The 26,488-nt window shown below is 34.6% G+C and carries 23 protein-coding genes; 17 read left to right on the forward strand and 6 right to left on the reverse strand.

Annotation, left to right across the window (positions count from 1 at the left end; genetic code table 11):
• Window positions 1-108 precede the first annotated feature (108 nt).
• The 3 genes from P2W65_RS15155 to P2W65_RS15165 all read left to right on the forward strand — a co-directional run bounded on the left by P2W65_RS15155 (window position 109) and on the right by P2W65_RS15165 (window position 2,203).
• Entirely contained in the window at window positions 109-690 is a 582-nt protein-coding gene (locus P2W65_RS15155; RefSeq protein ID WP_289658696.1) for a YciE/YciF ferroxidase family protein, read from the forward strand.
• Window positions 691-758: 68 nt separating this feature from the next.
• The gene (locus P2W65_RS15160; RefSeq protein ID WP_289658698.1) at window positions 759-1,490 is read left to right on the forward strand and encodes a DNA-formamidopyrimidine glycosylase family protein; all 732 of its coding nucleotides are present in this window, start codon (window positions 759-761) and stop codon (window positions 1,488-1,490) included.
• A complete protein-coding gene (locus tag P2W65_RS15165) occupies window positions 1,487-2,203 on the forward strand; it encodes a DUF72 domain-containing protein (RefSeq protein WP_289658699.1) in 717 nt (238 codons plus the stop codon). Before P2W65_RS15160 ends, P2W65_RS15165 begins: the two co-directional genes overlap by 4 nt.
• A 174-nt stretch (window positions 2,204-2,377) precedes the next feature.
• Here P2W65_RS15165 and P2W65_RS15170 read toward each other — a convergent pair whose 3' ends face one another.
• Window positions 2,378-2,878, reverse strand: coding sequence for a pyridoxamine 5'-phosphate oxidase family protein (locus P2W65_RS15170; protein WP_289658701.1), 501 nt, complete (start codon window positions 2,876-2,878; stop codon window positions 2,378-2,380).
• 225 nt (window positions 2,879-3,103) lie between these two features.
• Here P2W65_RS15170 and P2W65_RS15175 point away from each other — a divergent pair, with 225 nt between their 5' ends.
• Window positions 3,104-3,535 (forward strand): response regulator, encoded by a 432-nt coding sequence (locus tag P2W65_RS15175; RefSeq protein ID WP_289658703.1) that lies wholly within the window; start codon window positions 3,104-3,106, stop codon window positions 3,533-3,535.
• Between the two features lie 2 nt (window positions 3,536-3,537).
• On the opposite strand, the gene P2W65_RS15180 is transcribed toward P2W65_RS15175, so the two are convergent.
• A complete protein-coding gene (locus P2W65_RS15180; protein ID WP_289658706.1) occupies window positions 3,538-6,738 on the reverse strand; it encodes a PAS domain S-box protein in 3,201 nt (1,066 codons plus the stop codon).
• Between the two features lie 198 nt (window positions 6,739-6,936).
• Between P2W65_RS15180 and P2W65_RS15185 the strand changes: the two genes are divergently transcribed.
• On the forward strand, window positions 6,937-7,278 hold the full coding sequence (locus P2W65_RS15185; protein ID WP_289658708.1) for a hypothetical protein: 342 nt from the start codon (window positions 6,937-6,939) through the stop codon (window positions 7,276-7,278).
• Window positions 7,279-7,610: 332 nt separating this feature from the next.
• Complete coding sequence (locus P2W65_RS15190) at window positions 7,611-8,435, forward strand: hypothetical protein (RefSeq protein ID WP_289658709.1); 825 nt, start codon at window positions 7,611-7,613, stop codon at window positions 8,433-8,435.
• A gap of 62 nt (window positions 8,436-8,497) precedes the next feature.
• Here P2W65_RS15190 and P2W65_RS15195 read toward each other — a convergent pair whose 3' ends face one another.
• Complete coding sequence (locus P2W65_RS15195) at window positions 8,498-8,758, reverse strand: SemiSWEET family sugar transporter (protein WP_289658711.1); 261 nt, start codon at window positions 8,756-8,758, stop codon at window positions 8,498-8,500.
• 257 nt (window positions 8,759-9,015) lie between these two features.
• A complete protein-coding gene (locus P2W65_RS15200; protein WP_289658713.1) occupies window positions 9,016-9,864 on the reverse strand; it encodes an SDR family oxidoreductase in 849 nt (282 codons plus the stop codon).
• Between the two features lie 371 nt (window positions 9,865-10,235).
• Between P2W65_RS15200 and P2W65_RS15205 the strand changes: the two genes are divergently transcribed.
• Genes P2W65_RS15205 through P2W65_RS15225 form a run of 5 tightly spaced genes read left to right on the forward strand, consistent with a single transcriptional unit; the run spans window position 10,236 to window position 16,810 of the window.
• Window positions 10,236-11,456 (forward strand): hybrid sensor histidine kinase/response regulator, encoded by a 1,221-nt coding sequence (locus P2W65_RS15205; RefSeq protein WP_289658715.1) that lies wholly within the window; start codon window positions 10,236-10,238, stop codon window positions 11,454-11,456.
• Window positions 11,457-11,467: 11 nt separating this feature from the next.
• Window positions 11,468-15,034, forward strand: coding sequence for a response regulator (locus P2W65_RS15210; protein ID WP_289658717.1), 3,567 nt, complete (start codon window positions 11,468-11,470; stop codon window positions 15,032-15,034).
• Between the two features lie 18 nt (window positions 15,035-15,052).
• Entirely contained in the window at window positions 15,053-15,418 is a 366-nt protein-coding gene (locus tag P2W65_RS15215; protein ID WP_109192962.1) for a response regulator, read from the forward strand.
• A gap of 7 nt (window positions 15,419-15,425) precedes the next feature.
• On the forward strand, window positions 15,426-16,235 hold the full coding sequence (locus P2W65_RS15220; protein ID WP_179003455.1) for a CheR family methyltransferase: 810 nt from the start codon (window positions 15,426-15,428) through the stop codon (window positions 16,233-16,235).
• Window positions 16,217-16,810 carry a chemotaxis protein CheB gene (locus P2W65_RS15225; RefSeq protein WP_289658723.1) on the forward strand — a complete coding sequence of 198 codons (594 nt, stop codon included), beginning with the start codon at window positions 16,217-16,219 and terminating at the stop codon, window positions 16,808-16,810. Before P2W65_RS15220 ends, P2W65_RS15225 begins: the two co-directional genes overlap by 19 nt.
• A 184-nt stretch (window positions 16,811-16,994) precedes the next feature.
• Here P2W65_RS15225 and P2W65_RS15230 read toward each other — a convergent pair whose 3' ends face one another.
• Window positions 16,995-17,753: a porin family protein gene (locus P2W65_RS15230; RefSeq protein WP_289658725.1), complete on the reverse strand. Its 759-nt coding sequence runs from the start codon at window positions 17,751-17,753 to the stop codon at window positions 16,995-16,997.
• 10 nt (window positions 17,754-17,763) lie between these two features.
• The gene (locus P2W65_RS15235; RefSeq protein WP_289658727.1) at window positions 17,764-18,885 is read right to left on the reverse strand and encodes a hypothetical protein; all 1,122 of its coding nucleotides are present in this window, start codon (window positions 18,883-18,885) and stop codon (window positions 17,764-17,766) included.
• 234 nt (window positions 18,886-19,119) lie between these two features.
• On the opposite strand from P2W65_RS15235, the gene P2W65_RS15240 reads away from it, so the two are divergent.
• From P2W65_RS15240 to P2W65_RS15265, 6 genes are all read left to right on the forward strand, one after another.
• On the forward strand, window positions 19,120-19,443 hold the full coding sequence (locus tag P2W65_RS15240) for a DUF6660 family protein (protein ID WP_289658728.1): 324 nt from the start codon (window positions 19,120-19,122) through the stop codon (window positions 19,441-19,443).
• A 97-nt stretch (window positions 19,444-19,540) separates the two neighbouring features.
• A complete protein-coding gene (locus P2W65_RS15245; protein WP_289658730.1) occupies window positions 19,541-22,684 on the forward strand; it encodes an efflux RND transporter permease subunit in 3,144 nt (1,047 codons plus the stop codon).
• Window positions 22,685-22,704: 20 nt separating this feature from the next.
• The gene (locus tag P2W65_RS15250; RefSeq protein ID WP_289658732.1) at window positions 22,705-23,964 is read left to right on the forward strand and encodes a TolC family protein; all 1,260 of its coding nucleotides are present in this window, start codon (window positions 22,705-22,707) and stop codon (window positions 23,962-23,964) included.
• A gap of 2 nt (window positions 23,965-23,966) precedes the next feature.
• Entirely contained in the window at window positions 23,967-25,250 is a 1,284-nt protein-coding gene (locus P2W65_RS15255) for an efflux RND transporter periplasmic adaptor subunit (protein WP_289658734.1), read from the forward strand.
• Between the two features lie 482 nt (window positions 25,251-25,732).
• Window positions 25,733-25,948 carry a hypothetical protein gene (locus P2W65_RS15260; protein ID WP_289658737.1) on the forward strand — a complete coding sequence of 72 codons (216 nt, stop codon included), beginning with the start codon at window positions 25,733-25,735 and terminating at the stop codon, window positions 25,946-25,948.
• Window positions 25,949-26,023: 75 nt separating this feature from the next.
• Window positions 26,024-26,212, forward strand: coding sequence for a hypothetical protein (locus tag P2W65_RS15265; protein ID WP_289658739.1), 189 nt, complete (start codon window positions 26,024-26,026; stop codon window positions 26,210-26,212).
• Window positions 26,213-26,488 lie beyond the last annotated feature (276 nt).

A 26,488-nucleotide genomic window follows, 5' to 3' on the forward strand; every position in this document is an offset into this window, starting at 1 on the left:
TGTATAATTAACAGATGTTTAGAATGAAATTTAAAGGTAAAATAATATAACCAGTCTGATTTTCCAGACAGTAATTTTATCATCTTATTAATCATAAAAATTATTACCATGAAAACTACAGAGAAAACTACGAATAGTAAAAAAGCCACTGCAAAGGAAACAACGCCTAGAGGAGTTACAAAACCAAAATCGAATGCAGCTTCGGGACTTACAGAATTATTTGAAGACGGTTTAAAAGATATTTATTGGGCAGAAAAAGCTTTGACCAAAGCATTGCCAACAATGGTTAAAAATGCTTCTTCAGTAGAATTGAAAGATGCAATTGACAATCATTTAACCGAAACCGAAGAACAGATTAATCGTCTAGAGGAAGTATTTAAAATTATTGGTAAAAAAGCAACAGCCAAAAAATGCGATGCTATGGAAGGTCTTATTGAAGAAGCTAAAGGAATGCTGGAAGAAACCGAAATTGGCGTGGTACGTGATGCGGCTATTATTGCTGCGAGTCAGAAAATTGAGCATTATGAAATTGCAACTTATGGTACTTTAAGACAATTTGCAGAAACTCTTGGACTGCCGGAAGCAGCAACACTTTTAGAACAGACACTCGATGAAGAAAAAGGTGCAGATAAAATTTTGACTGAAGTCGCAGTAAATGCAGTAAACCTTGAAGCTGCAGAAATTGAATAAAAAATTAAATATACTTATAAGTGCAGTTTTCGGACTGCACTTTTTTCTACAAACCTAAAAAGAATTATATGCCTGAAGGTCCTTCAATAGTGATTTTAAAAGAAGATGTACATCAATTTACTGGAAAGAAAGTCGTTTCTGTTTCTGGAGATGCAAGTATTGATGTCTCCCGACTAAAAGATAAAACTATTAATGCCTTTAAAACCTGGGGTAAACATTTTTTAATTTGTTTTGATTCTTTTACTGTTAAAATTCACATGCTGATGTTTGGCACTTATAGAGTTAACGAACGTAAAGAATCTACGCCACGTTTAAGTCTAGTTTTTGAAAATGGAGAACTCAATTTTTACACCTGTTCCGTTAAACTCTTAGAAGGCGATATTAATTCTCACTACGATTGGAGTGTCGATGTAATGAATGAAAGTTGGGATCCCAAAAAGGCACAAATCAGTTTAGGAGAAATGCCAGATAAAATGATCTGTGATGCAATTTTGGATCAAAACATTTTTGCAGGAGTAGGAAATATCATTAAAAACGAAGTTTTGTATCGCTGTTATATTCACCCAGAATCTATAATTGGAAAAATTCCGCCAAATGATATCAGTCAGATTATTGCCGAATGTTCGACTTATAGTTTTGAATTTTTGTATTGGAAAAAGAAATTTGAACTCAAACAGCATTGGGAAGTTTATACTAAAAGTATCTGTCTAAGATGCAATCTTCCTATTCTTAAAAAACAGACTGGAGACCGAAAACGCAGCAGTTTTTTCTGTACTAATTGTCAAGAATTATACATATGAAAAATCAAGTTTTAATAGGTTGCTCTAGTTATTACAACAGCTTTTGGAAGAAAGTATTTTATCCACAGAGTTTACCCTCAAAAGAATGGTTTAATTTTTACTGCCAGCATTTTAGCACTTATGAGTTTAATGGCAGTTTTTATAAGTTTCCAACGCTTAAAATTTTTCAGAATTGGTACAATAAATCGCCGGAAGTATTTTTGTTTTCAATTAAAGTCCCAAAAGAAATTACACATATCAAAAAACTTCAAGACTGTGAAGGTCTTTTACATGATTTTTATAGCATTTGCCAAAACGGAATGAAAGAAAAATTGGGTGCCATTTTATTCCAGTTTCCGCCTAGCTATGCTTTTAGCAGAGAAAAATTACATAGCATAATTGGTATTTTGAATTACAACTTTCAGAATGTAATCGAATTTCGTCATGAAAGCTGGTGGAATGCTGAAGTTTGGAATTCTTTTAAAGAAAACAATATCACGTTCTGCAGTGTGAGTCATCCCAATCTCCCGAAGACGATATTTATAGATTTTCCTTTACTATATATTAGGTTTCACGGAATTCCAAAGATGTTTCATTCCAGTTATTCTACTGGTGAATTAACAGATATACATACTGCAATTGATTCTAAAAAGAAAGGATTTATTTATTTTAATAACACAGCAAGCGAGGCTGGTATTTTGAATGCATTAGAGTTAAAACGAATGCATGTTTAGAGTAAATTTAACCGCCAAGAACGCAAAAGAGTTACGCAATCCCGATAGCTATCGGGAGCAAAGTTTTTTTTGAGAAGTCCTATATAAAAGCAAGGTTCGCAAAGTTTTGAGTATAAAACTTTGCGAACCTTGTAGTTGTTCTTTGCGAACTTTGCGGTTAAACCACTCCAGCTATTAAAGCTTCAAAGTTCCTTCAATTCCATCATCCATCGTTTGCCCCGTAACCAAAGCAGCAGTCATTTTGGCAATGGCAACCATTTTTCCATTTTTATTGTTCCAGTAATATCCATCTTCTGGAACTACTTTAATCACACTTAAATTCGGATCATCTTCACCGCCAGGCATCCAGACTTTTACCACCGGACTCCATAATTCTTTAATTGTTTCTCGATCGTATGAAATACTTGCCGTTCCGTGAAGCGTAAGAAATTTATCGTGCGGTTCAGAAAAGAAAATTTCTACGGTTGGATTTAATGAAATCTCTGCATTCTGACTGCTATTTCTGTCCGATAAGAACCAAAGTTGTCCCAAATCATCTATTTTTTGTACAGACATTGGTCTTGATTGCAATCTATATTCGTTATACGTACAAAACATACATGTTTTGATGTGCTCTGCCAGATCTTTAATTTTGTCGACAGCAAATTCGTCTCTAAGGTCTTTATGATCTCCCATGATATTGTGTTTTAAAGTTTGTATTTATTTGACAAACAATTGTTTGTCTGATGTTTTATAAAAACAAAGTTGGCATTTTTATCCTCTTTCTAATTATACAATTAGACTTATAAATTATGAGATTTCAATTATTAGGTTTTGTAGGAATTAAGTTTAAATTACGGCTTTCCGGAAAAAATACCCTATATTTGGACTGATTAAATTTACACTCGAAAAAAAAATACAATGGCTGATTACACTATATTCTATACTGACGATGATGAAGATGATATCAGCATTTTTACTGACGCAGTAGATTCGATCCCTAGAGAAATTAAATTGCAGACGTATTCAGGAGGCGAGAAGCTATTAAATGCTATTTTTAATCCCCCAACGACACCTTATGTGGTATTTTTGGATTTGAATATGCCTGGTAAAAATGGTTTTGACGTTTTAGAAGAGTTAAGAAGTGCAGAATATAAAAAAGATATTCCTGTTGTAATTTATTCTACATCAAGTGAACCTAGTATTATTGAGAAATGCCGAGCTCTAGGCGCAAATGCCTTCATAACAAAACCTATTTTGATGAGTGATATTATCAAATCTATAGAGCATGCGATTCAGGTCGAGTGGGATAAATTTGTTCCAACCCAATCTAATTTTGTTTTCAAATTCTAATTTCACGATAAATCAGGGATAAAGACATTAAAAGTCGATCCTTTGTCTTTTTCGCTGGAAACCGTAATAAATCCTTTGTGATTTTCAACGATTTTCTTTACAATTGCAAGACCAATTCCGGTTCCTTTAAATTCGCTTTCCGTATTTAAACGCTGAAATACCTCAAAGATTCTGTCTTTGTATTCTAGATCAAAGCCAATTCCGTTATCTGAGACTTTAAGATGATGATACAGTTTATCTTTAAATTCGGCATTTGGAAGAGTACTGCCGTTAATTTCTGTAACCGAGATTTGTACTCTTGGCGGAATACCATTTCGGGAAAACTTTAAAGCATTTTCTACCAAATTATGTAATAGCTGTCTAAATTGAAATTGAATCAGCGTGGCTTCGCCTAAATCATGATATTCGACTTTGGCTTTCTTTTCTTCAATTCGATCCGAAAAATCGCTAATCACATCTTCTGCAATATCATTTATGTTTACGGTAGTAAAAACCCGATCGGCAGAATTGGCACGTGAGTAAGTCAATAAATCTTGTATAAGAGCCTGCATTTTTTTTGCTGATATTTCAATTTTGGACAAATAGGTTTTAGCATTCGCCGAAATATTCTGATCGTCCAATTCGTTCAATCGGCTGGCAAAAGTTTGTATTTTTCGTAGAGGTTCTTGTAAATCATGACTCGAAATATAAGCAAAAGACTGAAGTTCGATATTCATATTAACCAAATCTCTATTCTGAATTTCGAGTTGAGTTGTACGATCAATAATTTGTTCTTCCAGCTGGTTGGTAAAGTTTTTTTGGTCTTCGATATCAGTGCTGGTTCCAACCCACATCGAAATTTTACCAGATTCATCTAATTGAGCCACTGCACGGCTTAATTGCCAACGATATTCGCCGTCATACCGTTTAAAACGATGTACAAAAAGAAAATCATGCCCTGTTTTTACAGATTCCATCCAGAGTTTTACATTTTCTTCCCGATCATCAGGATGCACTACCTGAAGCCAGCCGTTTTTTTCAATTTCTTTTTTCGAAAATCCGCAAAAGTTATAAAAAGTTTCATTGAAATAATTTAGATTTCCAATTGAATCGCTTGTCCAGATTTGCTGTGGAATAGAGTCAGCAAGAAGTCTGAATTTCTTTTCGCTTTTTTCCAAAACCTGCTGGTTGTTTTTTTCGACAGTAATATCCATGACCGTTCCAATCATTTTGGCCGGTTCTTTATTTTCGTCAAAAAAAACTTTACCATGCACTTTTATCCAGCTGATGGTATTGTCTAATTTTAAAATACGGGCTTCATATCTGTAAATACTAGTTTTAAAAGCCTTTGTTAAAGCTTCCTCTATAATAGGTTCATCTTCAGGAAGAATTCTACTTCTAATATCTTGGTGAACCAACTTTTTGTCTTTTTCAAAACCAAATAGATCCAGTAGATTATCGCTATAAATTAGCTTTTTGGTTTTGAGGTCTAAATCCCACATAGCAATTTCACCAATTTCGGCAGCCAATCGCAATCTTTGTTCGGCAGTTTCCAGTTTTTTTCTGGCTTTAACTTTTGGCGTGACATCATTAACGGTGACCATAATTCCAGATGATTTACCGTTTTTTTCATATAGAGGCGTATACTCATAATCGAGATAGAATTTTTTTAGTTTTCCTTTAATATCAACATAAGCAATTGATTCGTTTTCGCGAATCGTTTTTCCATTACTGATAACTTCGTCTAATAATTCAGGATATTTTTGATTGGTCAATTCGGGAAAAACTTCCAATAAAGGTTTTCCAATAACATCTTTTTCTTCTTTCTGCCAAATGGTATACATCATAGTAGTATTGGCCATTTCGATAATATGTTCTTTTCCTCTAAAGATTGCCATTGCAATTGGAGATTCCATCACAATATTTCGAAAAGCTTTTTCACTCTCGGTCAAAAGATGTCTTCCTTTTACTTCCTCAGTTACCTCATAAGCTACGACGATAACCCCCGTAATAATATCATTTTCTTTCAGCGGATAAAAGACTAGATTAAAATAACCCAGTTCTTCAGTATTATAGCGGTTTAATGTTACAGGAAGTTCATCAGTATAATAAGGAACGCCCGTTTCAAAAACAGTCTTTAATAGTGGAAAAACAGTTTCTTTGGCTTCTGGAACCGAATCAAAAATGGGTTTATCGATAACATCACTTTCATTCTTGTCAATAATATGAAGATAAGTCGCATTCGCCATTTCCAAAATAAGTTCTTCTCCTTTTAAAATACCAATTCCAAGCGGAAGCTGTTTAACGGTATTTCTAAACCTTTTTTCGCTTTCTTCAACTGCATTTCGTGCGTTGACCTGTAGCGTAACATCATTAGCAACAGCCAAAATTCCAGAGATTTCACCGTTGGATTCTTTTAAGGCTTCATAAGTTACATTGATAAAATGAGTTAGGATATTGCCTTTTCGATACAATTTCACAGGGAGTTCTTGAGCTGTAAAAGTTTCTCCAGTCGTATAAACATTTTTTAAAATTTCTTCTAGACCTTGGTCACGAACTTCAGGCAGAGCATCAAAAACGGGTTTATGGAGTACTTCTTCTTCCTTTCGTTCCCAAATTTCGAGCATTAATTTATTGGCAATTTCAATAGTATAGTCGGAACCTCTAAAAATGCACATCGCATTTGGAGCCTGCATAATGTTGTTTAAATGGCGCTCGTTGCTTTCTTTGAGTTTTTTATTGATTAGGACTTTTTCGGTAGTTTCATTACAAATGACTAATACACCCGAAGTCTTTCCTTCTTCATCGTTTACAGGACTGTAGCTGAAAGTCCAATAAACATCTTCCATTTTGCCGTTTCTATAAATAGGAAGCAATTGATCTTCATGCCAGGTAGCTTCTCCTTGAGTTAAAACCTGATCGATTAAAGGTTGAATAAAATCCCATATTTCAGACCAGAAATCGGCTCCTTTTTCGCCAAGTATTGCAGGATGTTTGCCATCGTTTCCTAAACTTGGGCGATAAGCATCATTATAAAAACAAATATGATCTGAACCCCAAAACAAGAACATTGGAAATTTAGAATTTAATAAAATTCCCAAAGTAGTACGAAGACTCTGAGGCCAAAATTCTACTGGTCCAACGGGTGTTTTGCTCCAATCTTTGGCTCGGGTAAGTTCTCCCATTTCTCCTCCATTTGCCAAAAAATCATAATTATTATTCATTAAAAAAGGGTATTTGTCGTCGTGTAATAATTCTAAAGGTCGTATAAAAAAAGCTTACTCAGAGTAAGGCATAGTTAAAATTAATAAAAAATAAAATCTATTTTCATTTGATTTTTGAATGAGCTACGATTAAAATCGTTAGAGTTAATTTTATCTCGTTTCAATACGGAAATTTGATAAACAGATTAAATAAAGACTATGAAACAAGAAGATTCAAAACACGAAACAGACTATATAAAAAGGTATCAGGAGGAAGGATATACCGTTAACTATATATTTGAAAATGACAATTTAATTGATTCAGAGACTAAAATTGCTTACAAGCCTGAAGATATTTTTATAGTAGCGCATCACCGTTACGAAGGAATGAGTGATCCAGACGATATGTCAATTTTATATGTAATCGAAACGAAAGACAATAGAAAAGGAACTCATTTATTAGGTTATGGCCCTACAGCGGATTTAGAGGAAGCAGAATTCTTTAAAGATATTCCGAAAGCCAATTATTCTAAAAATGCCGATATAAACGAACTTACATAAATAGGTAAAAATAGATTGATATTTTTATTTTGCTGATGAGCAGTTGTTTCAAATTTATTTGAGGCAGCTGCTTTTTTTATAAGTTTCTAATATGCTAAGATTCTAAGGGACTAAGTTTTTTAAGATTTTAACTCTTTTGCATCTCGGAATTTTAGCATCTTAGTATCTCAAAATCTTAGCAACTTAAAATAATGAAATATCTCTCCGAAATTGTATAAGAAATTGATTGACAAGATGAACGAAATTTGAAGTATAGAAATTAAGATAAAAACCAAGGTTAGTTTTTGTACGTAAATAATTACTAACTCACTTGTTCAACCAAAAACCATATAATGAAAAAACTTTACATAAATACTGGAGGATTTGATGCTGTCTTTAATAATTTTAAAGAGAGTTTTGGCGGTAAATTAATAATTTCTGCCAATGAATATAAGTTGACTTTTAAATCAAGATGGGCAAAAGGAAGTATTACCGGTGTTCGTTTTGAAAAAGAAATGACTTATCTCAATTTTGATTTTACTTTTAATGAAGATGTTAACTTAAGTATTGAATCTAATCCGTTTACACCAGTGTTTTTTGTGTATTGTGAGAAAGGAAATGTACAGCACAGTTTTGGTGCGAATGGTGATGTAAAAGGTTTGAATAAAAATCAATCGGGAATCATGAGTAATTCTTCGTCTATCAATAGTGTAATGTATTTTGATAGTCACAAACACATTCAGTTTTCTTTAATTGGAATGCCTACAATGGTAAATAATGAAGAGAACAATTTTGTTTCTGAAATCAGAAAGATATTTACAAATGAGTCTGGTAATTACATTTACATTGGAACTGAGAATCATAAAATCGAACAAAAGTTTGAGGAATTGAAAACCATTCCGAAAAAAGGAACAGTTCGTTATTTGATGATGAGAAATATATTAAGAGAAGTTTTAGAATTGGAAATAGCACAGCATAGTTACAACTATTTAAGCACGTTTAATCCGATTTTGAATTTTGCTTCCAAACAAATAAACGAAATCAAAAAACTTTCAACTTTAAGTGTTTCGACTGTAATAATGCCGTTGCAGATGATCCGTAGAAGTTTACAGTCGCGAACACTCAAACAAAAATATCAATTGGAATTAAAATCGTACAACCAGAAATTAGCTAGCTAAAAAGCCTGACATATACTTCAAAAAAACAGCTCCAAACGGGCTGTTTTTTTCTTTTTATAAACTTATTCTTTTTCATAATGAAGAATAAAATATACCATAATAAGATTTAAACAAAGTGAAATTCCATTAGTGATAATAATTGGCCAGTCGCTTTTCAAAATGCCATAGACAATCCATATCGCAATTCCGAAAGTTAGTATTGAAAACATTTTGAGCGAAATCTCTTTTACTTTTTTGGTTTTCCAAACTTTTAAAATCTGCGGAATTGTGGAAATGGTAATACAAGCTCCAGCAAAAAGTCCGATGATGTCTATAAAGGTCATTTTTTTGAGGTTCTAAGTTTCTAAGTTTCTAAGTTTCTGAGATGCTGAGTTTTTTGGTTCTTGCAAAGTCGCGGAGACGGAAAGTTTTGTCTTACGCAGATTTGGCGGATTCTAGCAGATTTTTATGTTTCTTTAATAAAAAAAAACTTAGCGTCTTTGCGACTCTGCGAGATTAAAACATAATAAACTTAAAAAAACTCTGCGACCCTTGCGTATCCCGATAGCTATCGGGATTGCGCTCTTTGCGGTTAAAAAAACTACGCACCAACCAATTCACCACCATTTATATGAATAAACTGCCCCGTAATATAACTACTGTCCTCACAAGCCAGAAATACATAAGCAGGCGCAACTTCAGAAGGCTGTCCGGCTCTTTCCATCGGATTATCTTTTCCAAAATCAGATAATTTATCAAAAGTTGCCACGATAAGCGGAGTCCAGATTGGTCCAGGCGCAACGCCGTTAACTCTTATTTTTCTCTTAGCCAGCATGCCCGAAAGCGATCTGGTAAAACTTACAATCGCACCTTTTGTACTAGCATAATCTGCCAGATGTTCGCTGCCACGAAAAGCAGTTACAGAAGTCGTATTGATAATCACATCACCTTCTTTTAAAAGGGGAAGTGCGGCTTGTGTAATATAGAAATACGGATAAATATTGGTTTCAAAAGTTTTATGAAGATTGGCGGTTGTAATCTTTTCCAATTCTTTTTCGGGAAATTGCACTGCAGCGTTGTTCACTATAATATTGATGTTCTTAAAAGTAGAATGACATTTTTTAATCGCCGATTTGCAGAACTTCTCATCTTTTAAATCACCACTTATCAAAAGGCATTGCTGGCCTTCTTTTTCTATCATTTCTTTCGTTTTAAGGGCATCTTTGTCTTCCTTTAAATAAACAATGGCAATATTAGCACCTTCTCTGGCAAAATGTATGGCAACACTTCGCCCAATGCCACTGTCACCACCGGTTATAAAAGCGGTTTTTCCTAGTAGTTTACCGCTTCCAGCATAATTTTCTCTAATGATCTCTGGTTCCGGTTTCATCATATGTTCGTTGCCAGGGAGATTTTGTTTTTGTTCGGGGAATGTTTTTGTCTTCGTCATAATCTTTCTCTTTTAATGCATTTTAAATTTAGTTCAGAACATCAATTTGGCTTGCCTTAAAAGAAATTTTGTTTACCTCAATAAATGATTTTGTATGAAAATACTTTTGTTTCTGCAAAATTTTAAAATAACACGAATTTTTTAATGTTTTACAAAGTCATTATTTAACCTAAAAAAGACAATTAAAGGTGGGAATTTTGTAACTATTTTTGATTTAGATAAAAATGCCCCCGGTTATTTTTTTATACATTTGAGAATTTCCGCATAGTTTTTAAGAGTTACTTCTGTAATTTCATAAAAAAATAAGAAAATTTTTATAATAATTTAAATTCAACAGTTTTGACTTACAACAGATTTAGCTTCAACACGGCATGGTATTAATTGTAGACGATATAAGGGCCAATATTATTGCCTTAAAGAAGACATTAGAACTGCATAATATCGATGTCGATAGTGCCGAATCTGGTGAAGAAGCTCTAAAGAAAATTCTAAAAACAGATTATTGCCTGATTATAATGGACGTTCAGATGCCGGGACTTGACGGTTTTGAAGTCGTTAAAATCCTTTCTGGTAATCAGCGCACCAAAGATATTCCGGTTATATTTCTTTCGGCACTTAATACAGAGAAGAAATATATCTTTAAAGGTTATGAAACGGGTGCTGTAGAATACATTACAAAACCGGTCGATTCTGATTTGTTGATTTTAAAAGTCAAAACCTTCATTAAAATCTACGAGCAACAGAACGAGCTCAAAATAATGAAAGACCTGCTTTCTAAAGAAATCAAAATTAGAAAAGAAGCACAGGACAATCTCGAAATCAAAATTGCAGAAAGAACCAAAGAACTGGTTCAGAAAAACGAAGAATTAGAATTTCGAAATCATGAACTACAGCAGTTTTCCTGGGTGGTTTCGCACGATTTGAACGAACCGATTCGTAAGATTCAGATTTTCATCAAGATTATAAAAGACTTGTATTTAAAAACCGATGATAAGGCGGTCGATTATGTCAATCGAACGATAAAATCGGCAGAAAGAATGCAGACTTTAATCACTGATCTTTTGGCTTATTCCAGACTTTCGGCTCAGGTAAAACCGGAGAAAACCGATTTAAATGTGGTTTTGCAAGAAGTACTTTCAGATTTTGATTATCTAATTGAAAATAAAAATGCAGTAATTAAAACTAACGAACTTCCAACAGTAGACAGTATTCCGAGTCAGATGCGTCAGGTTTTTCAAAATCTAATTGGAAACGCGCTTAAATTTTCGGGAAGTCAACAGAAACCGGAAATCGAAATCACTTCTGAAATCATTGTGGAGAAATCTTTTGATAGCCCTACTTCGCCGGAAGGCAGTTTTTGCAGAATTATGGTAAAAGATAACGGAATTGGCTTTGACGAAATTTATTTAGACAGAATTTTTATTATCTTTCAAAGCCTAAACGATCGCCAGACTTACGAAGGAACCGGAATTGGACTGGCAATTGCTAAAAAAATTATAGAAAAACACAACGGATTAATAACTGCAAAAAGTGAAGTAGGAAAGGGCGCAAGCTTTATTATTGTGCTTCCTTTGAAATACGAATCAAAATAATTTAGAAATATATGAATGGTAATTTTAAAAGAAATTTACTAATTAGCTCACTCGTTTCCTTACTTGTACTCACTATTAGTTCTGTTGCTTCTTTTATTAGTATTAAAAGTTTACTAAGCAGTAATTTTTGGGTAAACCATACCCAGGATGTAATTTATAATTTAAACGAAGGTTCGGCAATTATCACTGAAGCTCAAACCAGCATGCGAGGGTATCTGCTTACAGGCGATGAACAGTTCGTAGATCGTTTTAATGATTCTGAAGCCAAATCGAATAATTATTTTGATAAACTGGATGAACTTACATCAGATAATCCTTCTCAGAGAAAAATGCTTGATGAACTAAGATCTAAGCGATCTGGTTTCTTTAAATACCTGAACAATCAAATCGTAAAAAAGCGTTTAAGCAAAGAAACGTTGATTTTTGATTTGAATGAAGGCCGAAATATGATGAATGAGATAAAGGCAATCATCAAAAAAGTCGAAAATACAGAGCAGAAACTTTTAGAAGAACGCAATGCCAATTCAGAACGTTATGGAACTTACAGTTTAATTCTGATTATTATCGCTTTCTTTATTGCGTTTATTATTTCGATTGTGTTCCTGATTAGAATTCTCAAAGATTACAATGAAAGATCAGCATTACAACGTGAGCTTGAAAGAAAAGACAAAGAAATTGCAGAAAGATTAGAAGTTATCGGTGGAATTGCCATCCAAATTTCAAAAGGCAATTACGATGTTCAGATTGATGACCGAAAAGCCGATACACTAGGAACTTTAGGAGAATCGATTCATGAAATGAGGGATTCTTTAAAAACCTCTTTTGAACTTTTATCTCAAAAAGAATGGCTCCAGACAGGTGTTGCATCTTTAAATGATAAAATGCTGGGCGAAAAAACGATTCAGAAACTGGCAAAAGATGTCATCGAATTTTTGTGTCAATACACCAACAGCAGTGCTGGGGTTTTATATGTTATAGATGGCGAAGAACTTACTGTTACCGGAGGATATAGTTATATACCGAGCAAAAACAGAGAAAGAATCAAAAAAGGAGAAGGACTTATTGGACAGTCTATTGTTTCCGGAAAAATGCTGGAATTAAAATCACTTTCTCCAGACGATATTCAGATCAATTATGCTTTGGGTGAAATTAAACCAACCCATGTTGTGGCACTTCCGTTAACAGATTTCAAAGTAGAAGGTGCTGTAGAATTAGCTAGTATTTATGGTTTCTCTGTATTGCAACTGGAGTTCTTAAACATAGTTTCCAATAATATCGGAATTGCTTTAAAAGCAACTCAAAATCGTAAACGAGTGATGGAATTGCTGGAAGAAACCAAATCACAGTCAGAAGAGCTTCAAATTCAGCATAGCGAACTGGAAGCCATCAATGCAGAATTGGAAGCGCAAACCGAAAAATTACAGGCATCTGAAGAAGAACTTCGCGTACAGCAGGAAGAATTAGAACAAACCAACGAAGAACTTTCAGAAAGAAGTGTTTTATTAGAAGAAAAAAATACTGAAATTCAGAAAAAATCAGAAGCTCTTGAATTAACAACACGTTACAAATCAGAGTTTTTGGCGAATATGTCGCACGAATTAAGAACACCGTTAAATTCGATTTTATTATTGAGCCGTTTGTTGTCTGAAAACAACAACAAAAACATGAACAATGAAGAAATTGAGTTTGCAAAAGTAATTCAGAGTTCAGGAAACAGTTTATTGGGATTAATTGATGAAATCCTTGATTTGTCTAAGATTGAAGCCGGTAAAATGGATCTGGAATTCCTGGATGTTTCAACTAAAGAAATTACCGACAACCTGCATAATTTGTTTTATTTAGTGGCAAAAGAAAAAGGAATCAACTTTGAAATCATTGCTAAAGATGCTCCAATTGTCATTAAAACAGATAAAATGCGTTTGGAGCAAATTCTGAAAAACCTGATTTCAAACGCTATTAAATTTACAGAAAAAGGAACGGTTTCCCTTGAAATCAAAGTAGATACAGACGATGATAAAATAATCTGTTTTATTGTAAAAGATACGGGAATCGGAATTCCGGTTGAAAAACAGCCATTAATTTTTGAAGCTTTCCAACAGGCCGATGGTTCAACGAAACGTAAATATGGCGGAACTGGTTTGGGATTGTCAATTAGTCGTGAACTAGCTAAACTATTAAGAGGAGAAATCATCCTGCATAGCAAAGTAAACGAAGGAAGTACTTTTACTTTATGTCTTCCTGTTTTAGGATTTGCTATCAATAAAGTTTCAGTCAATAAAATTCCGCATGCCGAAGAAATTGAAGTTGAAATTGAAAACGAAGATGCAAGACCAAAATACATCAGTGAAGTAATTCCTGCAGAAATTGAAGACGACCGTGATTCTATTGTAGAAGGCGATAAAGTGATTCTGATTGTAGAAGACGATATCAATTTCGCAAAATCATTACTGGCTTTTACGCAGAAAAAGGGATACAAAGGAGTAGTAGCTGTAAGAGGAGATTATGCCCTGAATTTTGCCCTGATTTACAGACCAATCGGAATTTTACTGGATATCGAACTTCCGGTTAAAAGTGGCTGGCAGGTTTTAGAAGAATTAAAAAATCATACACATACCAAGCATATTTCGGTGCACATTATGTCTTCGCATAAACTGAAACAGGAAAGTTTGTTAAAAGGAGCTGTAGATTTCTTAGACAAACCAGTTGCGTTCGATAAAATTCCGGATGTTTTTAAACGTATCGAACACATTATCAATAAAGAATCTCAAAAGGTTTTAATTATTGAAGATAATCCACAGCATGCCAAAGCACTGGCTTATTTTCTGGAAACGTATAATATCAATTCAGAAATAAAAAGCGATGTTTCAGAAGGATTATCTGTTCTGACAGATAAGGATGTAGACTGTGTAATTCTTGACATGGGAATTCCGGACAAACAAGCTTACGAAATTCTGGATGGCGTAAAGAAAAGTCCGGGATTAGAAAATCTTCCGGTAATCGTATTTACAGGAAAAAGTTTGTCTATTAAAGAAGAATTGAAGATTAAAAAATATGCCGATTCTATTATTGTAAAAACCGCACATTCATACCAAAGAATGCTCGATGAGGTTTCGCTTTTCCTTCATTTGGTAGAAAACAAAAAAGAAGGAAACGGTAAAAAAGAGAGTACTAAAAAACTGAATTCTTTAAATAATATTTTATTTGAGAAAAAAGTATTGATTGTGGATGATGACGTTCGTAATATTTATTCGCTTTCTAAAGCTTTAGAAGCGTTTAAAATGAATGTTATTACTGCATTTGACGGTAAAGAGGCGATTAAAATTCTGGAAGAAAACCCAGATACAGATGTTGTATTATTAGATATGATGATGCCAAACATGGACGGTTACGAAACTGCTGAAAAGATAAGAGCTAATCCTAAATTCCTTAACTTAGCAGTAATTGCCGTAACAGCCAAAGCAATGACAGGAGACAGGGAAAAATGTATTAAAGCGGGAGCTTCAGATTACATTACGAAACCGGTAGATGTCGATCAGTTGTTATCATTGCTTCGAGTTTGGTTATACGATAAAATCTAATCTTTAAAAATACTGTAAATGGAAAAGAAAAAGGTATTGATTGTGGATGATGATTCCAGAAATATCTTTGCATTAGTAAACACTTTAAAGGCTAGATCTTTTGAGTGTTTATCTTGTTTAAGTGCAGAAGAGGCTTTAAAAATATTAAAAAATGACAGTTCGATTGATGCTGTTTTAATGGATATGATGATGCCGGAAATGGACGGTTATGAAGCCATTCCGCTTATAAAGGCGATTCCGTCACAAGAGAATACATTTGTCGTTGCCGTAACGGCGCAGGCAATGACAGGAGATAGAGAAAAATGTTTAGAGGCTGGAGCAGATGCATACATCTCAAAACCCGTAGATGTTGATAAATTACTTCAAATCCTGGGAGAAATTTAAATGAATTATGATTGAAGATATTGAACTAGAAACGCTTATAAATGAAGTTTACGAATATTATGGTTTTGATTTTGGAAGCTATTCCAGAGCTTCACTTAAAAGGCGCGTAAATAGGGTTTTCTATTTAGATGGTTTTAAGCATTTTCATGAGTTTTTATCAAAAGTCAGAACAGACGAGGAGTATTGCAAAAGAATGATTGATGAGATTACGGTAAACGTGACAGAAATGTTCCGTGATCCGTCTTTTTATCTCACGCTTCGAAAAGAAATTCTGCCCTTGTTGGGAACCAAACCTTTTATCAGAATCTGGCATGCCGGATGTTCTACAGGCGAAGAAGTCTATTCGATGGCCATCATGCTTAAAGAATTAGGATTGCTGCATAAATCGATATTGTATGCAACAGATATCAATGCCACTGTTTTAGAAACGGCAAAAAGTGGTATTTTTCCATTAAGAATGATAAAGGATTACGCCGATAATTACCGTGATTCCGGCGGGCAGGAAGATTTCTCCGATTATTACATTGCCAATTATGGTTTTGCCAAATTCAACGAAAGCCTTTCTGAAAAAATGGTTTTCTCACAGCATAATCTGGTTTCAGATACTTCTTTTAATGAGTTTGATCTTATTATGTGTCGCAATGTCCTAATTTATTTTGATAATAATCTACAGAAAAGAGTTATAAATCTTTTTGATGATAGTCTGGCCATGCTTGGTTTTATAGCACTTGGAACAAAAGAAACAATAAAGTATTCTATCTCTCCAACCAAATACAAACAGTTTGATAAAGAGAAAATATGGAGGAAAATAAAATAATAAAACATTGTAAAGTAGTTATCATTGGAGGTTCTGCAGGAAGTTTACAGGCATTATTAAATATTTTGCCTTTTATAGAAAGCCCTATTTCTTTTGCCATTGTAATTGTGGTGCACAGAAAAAACTCAGACGAACAAACCTTAGAAGACTTAATTGCTTTAAAATCTAAAGTTGATGTAAAAGAAGTTGAAGATAAAGTAAAGTTGAAGACCGGATTCATCTATATTGCACCTTCCAACTATCATTTGCTGTTTGAAAAAGACGAAACCCTTTCGTTGGACACTTCAGAGAAAATAAATTACAGCAGACCAAGCATAGACGTTTCTTTCGAATCGGCTGCGGAGATATATGGCTCAGAATTAATTGGGATTTTATTATCCGGATCTAACTCTGATGGAACCGTTGGAATAAAAGCTATTAAGCAAGCAGGAGGAACAACCGTAGTACAAAATCCGCTTTCAGCAGAAATGTCTTTTATGCCGAATAATGCAATTTTGCATGCCTCACCAGATTTTATTTTGAAGACAGAAGAAATCCTTGAATTTTTAAAAGGAATAAATCAGGAAACTGCTTAGAGAATTTTATTTTTTAAACACATAGAAACATAGATTTTCTTTGTCTAAAAGGCGTTTCACTTGCATTAATATACATAGAGCTATGTGTTAGAAACTAGTTTCTTTCTTGTTCTCTTTTGTAAAAACAAAAATCTATGTTTCTATGTGTTTACAAATAGATCGAAAGTATATAGCACAAACTATTTTATTTTTCATCTTCAGGCAGAATAACTTTATTTATTTCAGCTTCTTTTTCAGCTCTTTTTTGTGCTGCTTTTCCTTTTCCAATAGGAATTCCGGCAGTTAAGTACAAAGATCTATTATAGACATTTGGGCCATCTCCTTTCATAACAGGAACTAATCCGTAGTAATATTGAATAGTAATATTTAAACCGTTGCCAACGTTCATATGATAACCTGTTCCAAGAGCAATTCCGGCATCAATCACACGAATTTCGTCCCTTATTTTTTTCTTGTACGTAACATCATTTTTATTGATTTCATTTGTAAACTCATCAAAAGCAGAAGCCAAAAGTCCTAATTGCGGGCCTGTTTTAAGATAAATTCTATTTTTGAATTGATATTTTATTAAAATCGGAACATTAAAATATCGAATTTCTCTGTTCACAGTACCACCTTCAAAAGTAGTATCAAGATTTTCATCTTCTAAAGAATAAACAGGAATATGTCTTGCACCCATTGGAGATTTAACAATAACTCCGGTATTAATCATCCAAGCGGGATTTTTTTTGGATCGGATATCAAAGTAAAAACCGAGATTAAACCCCGGATTCATTCCAGAACTTTCCAGATTCGAAATATCCGAAAGATTAAGTCCGCCTTCCAGACCAAATTCTAAAAAAGGCGAATTGAGTTTGTCTCCAAAAATCAGGGATATTAAAACCTGAGATTTCGCCTCACTCATACAAAAGAAGGCGAGAAGTATGAATAAACCTTTTTTCATAAAAATGGGTTTAAAGTCCAAAGCGATATTGGAGACCTCCTAAAAACTGTGTACGACTGCCCAAGAAACCAGCTTCAAATCGAAACATGATATGTTTATTGTATTGATACTGTGTTCCCATGATAAAGTTCCACATATCTTTCGGAGCTTTTTGTAAAGAATATTGCACCGTCGAATTATCAGCTGTACTTAATGCCCCATCTAAATGCGTTAAAAAAGTTCCGGCTCGGTCTAACGCACGATTTGCCGTTTCATGTTTTGCTTTATTTATTGGATTTGCTTGTTGTGCAGGAGTTAAACCATTCCACCAATTGTCAACATTAGTTTGGTTTTCGTTCACTTTTGCCAAACCGTCGTCTACTTTTTGCTGGGCATTGCTGAGGTCAAAAATGTCTGATAAAGGAATGTTTCCGTTGGTATCTCCAGAAATATGAACCCTAAAACCGCCAACCCAAACCGCAATGTTTTGATCTTTTTTATGAAATTTAAAGGTTTTACCTAATCTTGGCCCAAAAACATAGGAAAAAGCAGGTTTATCCAACGAACTAATATCCGTCCATGCCATATTCATGTCGAGTGCCAGCCAGCCGCCGCCAATTCCAATTGTCGGTGTCATACCCAAACCAAAAGTAGTGGCATTAAAATTAGCTTTTGTACTGAAAGAAGCGACCTGAGACCAATTATTGTCAGCGTCAGGAACCCAGATTCCAGCGTTAATTTTGGTTGCGGTGTTGGCTTTGCCAAAGATTCCATAAATATTTAAAAAAGGCAGTAACCATATATCAGGTCGAATAGTAAGAGCGCCCGCTTCGACAGAAGATTTATCAAAACGAACGATCTCGTCCAGATTAAACATTGGACTGTTATTAAAACCGACTTCCAAATTACTGATATTGATTTGAGAATCCTGCCAAAAATAATTGATGGATAATCCGGCAGAGTAAGGAAGTTTGTAGCCCTTTTGAGCCACTTTTTCTCCCCAGATAGGCAGTGCGTATGGATATTCTTCTATTTTTAAACTGTCTTTTAATTGCTGATTTTTTTCTCCTACGATTTTGTCGGTGTAGACCTGACCAAAAAAAGGAACACTAAATAATAAGAAAAAGGCTGATATTAGTTTATTACATTTCATTGACTAGAGTGTTTAATTGTTAAATAAAACTGCTTGAAATAATGATGTACTAATGTATTCTGAAGGAATTTCGGCTTGTCTTTTACTTTTTTGGAGTGTAGAATATGTGGTAATTAGTGTTAAAGTTAACTAAAAATTCTTTTGTTGCGTCTAAAATTTTAAGAAATGTAGTTAACAATCAGTTGATTATGTTTTTTTTGAAAAGGGAAACAATAAATTATTATTTTTACACTCATGAAATGGATAGCAATTGTAATGTCAATTTATTTGATGGCACTTTCAAATATGCCTTGCGCAGATATGGAAGTGAACAGTGCTATGCATAAAACAGCACAGTTTGCCTCAGAAGACAATCATTCGCATGATAAAGACAATGATTTGTGTTCGCCATTTTGTGCTTGCAATTGTTGTGGTGCTCAGGTTTTAAGTTATCAGACTCCTGTAAACTTTGAGTTTCCTGCGCCTTACAATCTTATTTCAATTCCTTTACCAACTTACCAATCTGTTTTTATTTCCGATTTCTACGGAAGTATTTGGCAGCCCCCTCAAATAGCATAATGATTGCCTGATTCGTTTCGGGCTAGAGAGCTGTGGACTTTCCACAAATTTATAAGACAAATTCTTGTCTCATTTCTCATGTCATTATATATTTCAAATGCTAGATAAAATCATTCAATTTAGTATACGAAACAAATTCGTTATACTATTATTTACCCTCGTTTTAATAGCTTGGGGAAGCTATTCGCTTAAAAAATTACCACTTGATGCTCTTCCAGATGTAACCAATAATCAGGTTCAGATTATTACTACTGCGCCAACTTTGGCAAGTCAGGAAGTGGAACAGTTAATTACGTATCCACTGGAACGTGCTGTAAAAACAGTTCCAGATATTATTGAACTTCGCAGTATTTCGCGTTTTGGATTATCGGTTGTAACCGTCGTTTTTGAAGACGATGTTGATATTTACTGGGCTCGCGAGCAGATTTTCCAACGCTTAAAACAAGCCGAAGAAAACATTCCAGATTATGTGAATTCTCCTGAATTAGCGCCTATTACAACTGGTTTGGGCGAAATTTACCAATATGATGTTTATGCCAAAAAAGGCTATGAAAACAAATACAGTGCGGTCGAATTAAGAACGATTCAAGATTGGATTATTATTCCGCAATTACAGGGAATCCGCGGTATTGCCGATGTAAGTACGTGGGGCGGAAAACTAAAACAATACGAAATCGCCGTAAACCCAAATATGCTGAACAGTTTGGGAGTCACCATAACCGAAATTTTTGATGCTTTAGAAAAAAATAACCAAAATACAGGTGGTGCTTATATTGAGAAAGATCAATATACCTATTTTATCCGCGGTGTCGGAATGGCAAAAGGTGTAAAGGATCTTGAAAATGTCGTAGTAAAAAATAGAAACGGTTCTCCCGTTTTGGTTCGGAATGTGGCACAGGTTCGTGAGGGCGTTGCATTGCGTTACGGCGCTTCTACCAAAGACGGAAAAGGAGAAATCGTTTCTGGAATGGTTTTAATGCTGAAAGGAGAAAATTCCAGCGCTGTTGTAAAAAGAGTGCACGAAAAAATGGAACAAATAAACAAAAGCCTTCCAGAAGGTGTTGTTGCCGAAGCCTTTATTGATAGAGGAAAATTGGTTGACAATTCGATCAAAACGGTGGCAAAAAATCTTTTAGAAGGAGCATTGATTGTCATTTTTGTTTTGATCCTATTTTTAGGAAACCTTCGCGCTGGATTAATTGTTGCTTCTGTTATTCCGCTGGCGATGCTGTTTGCTGTTATTTTAATGAATGCCTTTGGCGTAAGCGGCAATCTAATGAGTCTCGGAGCAATAGATTTCGGGATCATAGTCGATGGCGCCGTGATTATTGTAGAAGCCACGATGCATCATCTACAGAAAATCAAAAATAAAAAAGAACTGACTCAGGAAGAGATGGACGATGAAGTCTATAACTCGGCTTCAAAAATTAGAAATAGTGCCGCTTTTGGAGAAATTATTATTCTAATTGTATATCTGCCGATTTTGGCTTTAATTGGAACAGAAGGAAAAATGTTTAAACCGATGGCGATGACAGTTGGATTTGCCATTATTGGCGCTTTTATTCTTTCTCTGACTTATATTCCAATGATGAGTGCTTTGTTTCTTTCCAAAAAAACAGAACACAAAGAAAACTTTAGCGATCGAATGATTGCGTGGCTTGAAAGCCGTTATACGCCGTTATTGAAAAAAGCTTTGGAATTTAAAAAAGTGGTTCTTTCTATAGCAGTTGCATTATTTGCTTTCGCTTTTATCATTTTCCAAAATATGGGAGGCGAGTTTATTCCAACCATCGAAGAAGGCGATTTGGCGATCAACGCGACTATTATGACAGGAAGTTCGCTTACGCAGATGGTCGAAACCACTACCAAATACGAGCAGATTTTAAAAGCGAAATTCCCAGAAATCAAAACGATTGTCACTAAAATAGGAAGCGGCGAAATCCCAACCGATCCGATGCCAATTGAAAGCGGGGATTTGATTATTGTTCTCAAAGACAAAAAAGAATGGAAAGGCAAATACCATAATTGGGAAGAATTGGCGAATGCCATGAAAGAAGAAATGGAGGTAATTCCAGGAGCCAATATTGAGATTTCGCAACCAATCCAAATGCGATTTAACGAATTAATGACCGGAAGCCGATCTGATATTGCAATTAAGATTTTTGGGGATGATTTGGAAATTCTGGATGCTAAAGCCACAGAGCTAATTTCAAAAATAAAAGGAATCGATGGCATCGGAGATTTGAAAGCCGATAAAGTCACAGGTTTGCCACAGATTACAGTAAAATACGATTACGATAAAATCGCGCTTTACGGATTGAATATTTCTGATATCAATCAAATTATCCGTTCTTCATTTGCCGGAGAAAGTGCCGGAAAAATCTATGATGAAAGCAAACGATTTGATGTTGTAGTGCGAATGGATGAAAACAATCGCGCTGATATTACCGACGTTAGCAATTTGTTTATTCCGCTTCCAAATGGTCAGCAAGTACCGCTTTCTCAAGTGGCTTCTGTAGATTACGAGCAAGGCCCGGTACAGGTCATCCGCGAAGACGGAAAACGAAGAATCACTGTTGGTTTAAATGTCCGCGGAAGAGATATTAAAAGTGTGGTGGAAGAAATTCAGGCAAAACTGGATCAAAGTTTTAAACTTCCGGCGGGCTATTATGTGACGTACGGCGGACAGTTTGAAAACTTAATTGAAGCCTCCAAAAGACTTTCGGTTGCTTTGCCAATTGCGTTAGGACTGATTTTGGTATTGCTTTATTTTACTTTCAAAAGTGTCAAACAAGCTTTGTTGATTTTTAGTGCGATTCCGTTATCGGCGATTGGGGGCGTTTTTGCGCTTTCGCTGAGAGGAATGCCGTTTAGTATTTCGGCAGGAATTGGATTTATCGCGCTGTTCGGAATTGCGGTTCTCAACGGAATTGTATTGATTTCCTATTTCAATCAATTGAAAACGGAAGGAATTTCAGATCCGTTTCAAAGAATCATTATCGGAACCAAAACGAGATTACGTCCCGTTTTAATGACAGCTGCAGTTGCTTCATTAGGATTTTTGCCAATGGCATTATCCACAAGCGGCGGGGCAGAAGTACAAAAACCTCTAGCAACCGTGGTAATTGGCGGTTTAGTCTCAGCCACTTTATTAACCTTAATCGTTTTACCGATTTTGTATTTATTATTGGAGCGTGGGTTTAACCGCAAAGTTCGCAAAGATTTACGCGAAGAACGCTAAGAAATTTAAAAGAGAGAAAAATGAATTCAATATATAAAACACAACACACAACTTTTGCGAACTTTGCGAAAGACCTTTGCTCCCGATGGCTATCGGGATTGCGGTTAAGCATATTCCTATTGGCAAGCACAGCAACATTTGCACAGCAATCTATCAGCCTAGAAAAAGCTATAGAACTTGCCAAATCAAACAATATCGACTTAAAAATAGCCGATAAAGAAATCGAGAAACAAACTGTTCTCAAAAAAGCCGCTTTCCAGCCCGATCCGCTTCAGGTACAGTATCAGGGCGGACAGTTCAATAGTGTCGATTTTGATCATAATGTTTCTGTACAGCAATTTTTTCCGTTAGGCAATATCACAAAAGCCAACAGACAATTACAAGAAGAATTGGCAAAATTGGCCGAAAAAAGAAAAGCGTTATCAACTTATGAATTAGAAAAAGCGGTAACATTAGCTTATTACCAGTATTTGTATGGCGTTTCAATTCAGAAGTTAAACTCGGAACTGAATGATATTTACACCAAATTCTTAAAGAATGCCGAACTCCGATTTAAAACAGGGGAAAGTGGGAATATCGAAGTGATTTCTGCAAAAGCAAAAGTCAAAGAAATTGAAACCCAAAAAACGCAGTTAGAATACGATTTAGTGATTTACCAAAAACAGCTTCAGTTTTTTATTCAGACCAATGAAAACATTGTTCCCGATCAAAATACGGCATTGCAATATGTTTTTGTTGAAAATGAACAAAATTCAAAAGCAGAAAACTTGATGACAGAATGGTATCAACAGCAAATTTCGGTCTATCAAAAAGAAGCTGGAACTTTTAAAGCTTTGCGCACGCCAAAAGTCGGATTGGGGTATTTTGCCCAAACTATTAATACAGAATCTTTGTTTCAGGGCTTTACGGCAGGATTACAGATTCCGTTGTTTGGAGGCGTAAATACAACGAAAGCCAAAGCAGCAGAAATTGGTATTTCGCAATCGCAGTTGGCTTTAGATAAAAACAAAATGATCTTGAGTTTACAAAAGGAAGAGTTACAAAACAACTTCCAAAAACAGCAGAAAAACTTAGCTTATTATCAAAACGAAGGTTTGCAGTATGCGAATCAAATTATTGAAACATCGCAGAAAAGTTATGCCAATGGCGATATGAGTTATTGGTCGTATATCAGTTTTTTAAATCAGGCGATTGATATTAAAAAACAATATGCTGAAGCCACACACAGCTATAATCAAAGTGCAATCGAACTCCAATTCCCAACCATCAAAAACAATTAATCATGAAAAATATATTTAGTAGCGTAGATTTAACCGCAATCCCGATAGCCATCGGGAGCAAAGGTTTTTCGCAAAGCACGCAAAGTTCAATTTTCTTGCGCCCCTTGCGCTTTGTCTTTGCGATCCTTGCGGTTACATTAACAAGTTGCAATGAAAAGAAAGCAGAAGAAACCCACGAAGAAGAAAAATCAAGTACAGAAGTTGCCTTAACAGAATCGCAATACAAAACCGTAGGCATTGAAACAGGAATTGTAGAAGACAGAAATCTCAACAAAGTCATTAAAGCCAATGGATATACCACAGTGCCGCCTCAAAATTCTGCTGAGGTTTCGACTTTAATTGGCGGAACAGTAAAGGATATTTTTGTTTTGGAAGGCACTTATGTCAATAAAGGAAAAGTTTTGGCAACAATCCAAAATCTGGAAGTGATTGAAATGCAGGAAGAATATCAGTCGGCAACGGCTAATGTTGAATATCTGCAGTTAGAATACAATCGCCAGAAAACCTTGAGTGACGAAAATGTAAATCCGAGAAAGATATTTCAAGAAGTAAAAGCAAAATTAGCGGCAGAAAGAGCCCGCGCTCAGGCAGCAAAAAACAAATTAGATGCTTTGCATGTTGGAGCAAAAGGAAGTTCATCTTTAGTTCCAATTGTAGCACCAATAAATGGCTATGTAGGTAAAATCAATATTGCGAAAGGCGCTTTTGCCAATACAGGAGTTTCTTTGTTTGAAGTGGTAGACAACAGTCAGATGCATTTGGATTTAAATGTGTATGAAAAAGATTTGGGATCGATTTCTATTGGTCAGGTAATTGATTTTGTTCTTACCAATCAGTCCAATAAATCGATTAAAGGAAAGATTTTCGGAATCAATAAATCTTTTTCTAACGAAAGTAAAACCGTGGCTGTACACGCTAAAATTGATCCAGCCGACGCGAAAGGTTTGATTCCGGGAATGTATGTTTCGGCCAATATTAATATTACGAATGCTACAGTTCCGGCACTTCCAAAAGATGCTGTCGTTAAAAATGCCGATAAATATTTTGTTTTTGTTCAGGAAGAAGCACATGCGGAAGAAAAACACGAGCACGCAGCAGGCGAAAAAGAAGAAGCTCACGAAAAAGAAATTCATTTTAAAGCAATTGAAGTAATGCCCGGAACAACCGATTTAGGTTTTACCGAAATTAAGTTTGTGGATAAGATTGAACCGCAGACAAAAATCGTTACAAAAGGTGCTTTTTATTTATTGTCGGCAATGAAGGGCGGGGGAGAGCATGAGCACTAAAAAGGTGGTTTTGCCACGAAGTCGCAAAGGTACTAAGCTTTTTCCACATTTTATGTCATCCTCAGGAACGAAGGATCACACATGAAACTCGACAAAGATTGGCGAAGTACTTTATAGAATTATGATGCGCAGTTTCTAGTGTGATCCTTCCTCCGTCAGGATGACAAAAAAAGCTGTAAATTTTAAGTTTACAGCTTTTTTGCTTTGTGTCTTATCGTTGCGGGCACGGATTACAAATCCGCGCTATCGTTGTGTTTAAATATCTGCGCGATCGGGGAAGTCTTCTTGTAAATACTCTGTCATATCTTCAAGACTGAAATACATTGTTGTTCAAATTCTGTCTTGTTTATGCTTTCGTCCTGCAAAAGCTTTTCTTTTTCTAGTATTTTCAAATCATTGTGTTTAAAGTTTCAAAGTTAGTGTTTTAATATTAGTATTTATCTGAATAATTTCTTAACTATGTAATCTAATAACTTGTGAAGATGAATATAAAAGAAGCAAATGAAATAAATTTAAGTCTTATATCCCACAAAATACGAATTAAAGCTTTAGAGAGCTGTCTTACAGAAGAGCAAAGAAAAATATTTGATGCTAATCTGAAGGAAAGTAAAGATGAAATTCGAAAACAATTTGAAGAATCATTGCGTTCTAAACCTAAAGAACTTGCAGAGTTTTTAAAGAGAATTGACAAACTTTAATTTTAAGCTGTTAATTGTCTATAATTTTATTATTACTGTTTTTGATATATTTGATTCAACCAAAAATTACTCAATATGGATACACTTACTAACATAGACCGAAATGTTGTAAAAATTGGCCTTGCTCAAGAAAAAGAATTCAAATCTTTAAAATCTCGCATAAATACTATAGAATCAAATCAAGTTACTTTAAGTAATCAATTGAAAAATATAGATAAGAAATTAGATAGCATACTTACTATCTTAAAAAAGAATTCTTTTTAATTCTGTTTTTAACTTCTTTCAATATTTCTGTGTTTTCTTTAATCGAATTATCTTTTAATAAAGCAATAATTTCAACTATCACTTCATTATTTTTTTTTAGATTTTCTAGGGATATTTTAAATTCCATATTTTCTATAAATTAAAAAATCCGCCTAATTAAAGCAGACTTTGTTTAATATTTAGTTTTTATTTTTGTTCGGTATAAAAAGGATATACTTAACTTAATAAATTATATTGTAGAAAATTACTTCTTAAGTACTACTAAAGAAAGGTGTA

This window comes from Flavobacterium panacagri (assembly GCF_030378165.1).
Lineage (GTDB): Bacteria > Bacteroidota > Bacteroidia > Flavobacteriales > Flavobacteriaceae > Flavobacterium > Flavobacterium panacagri.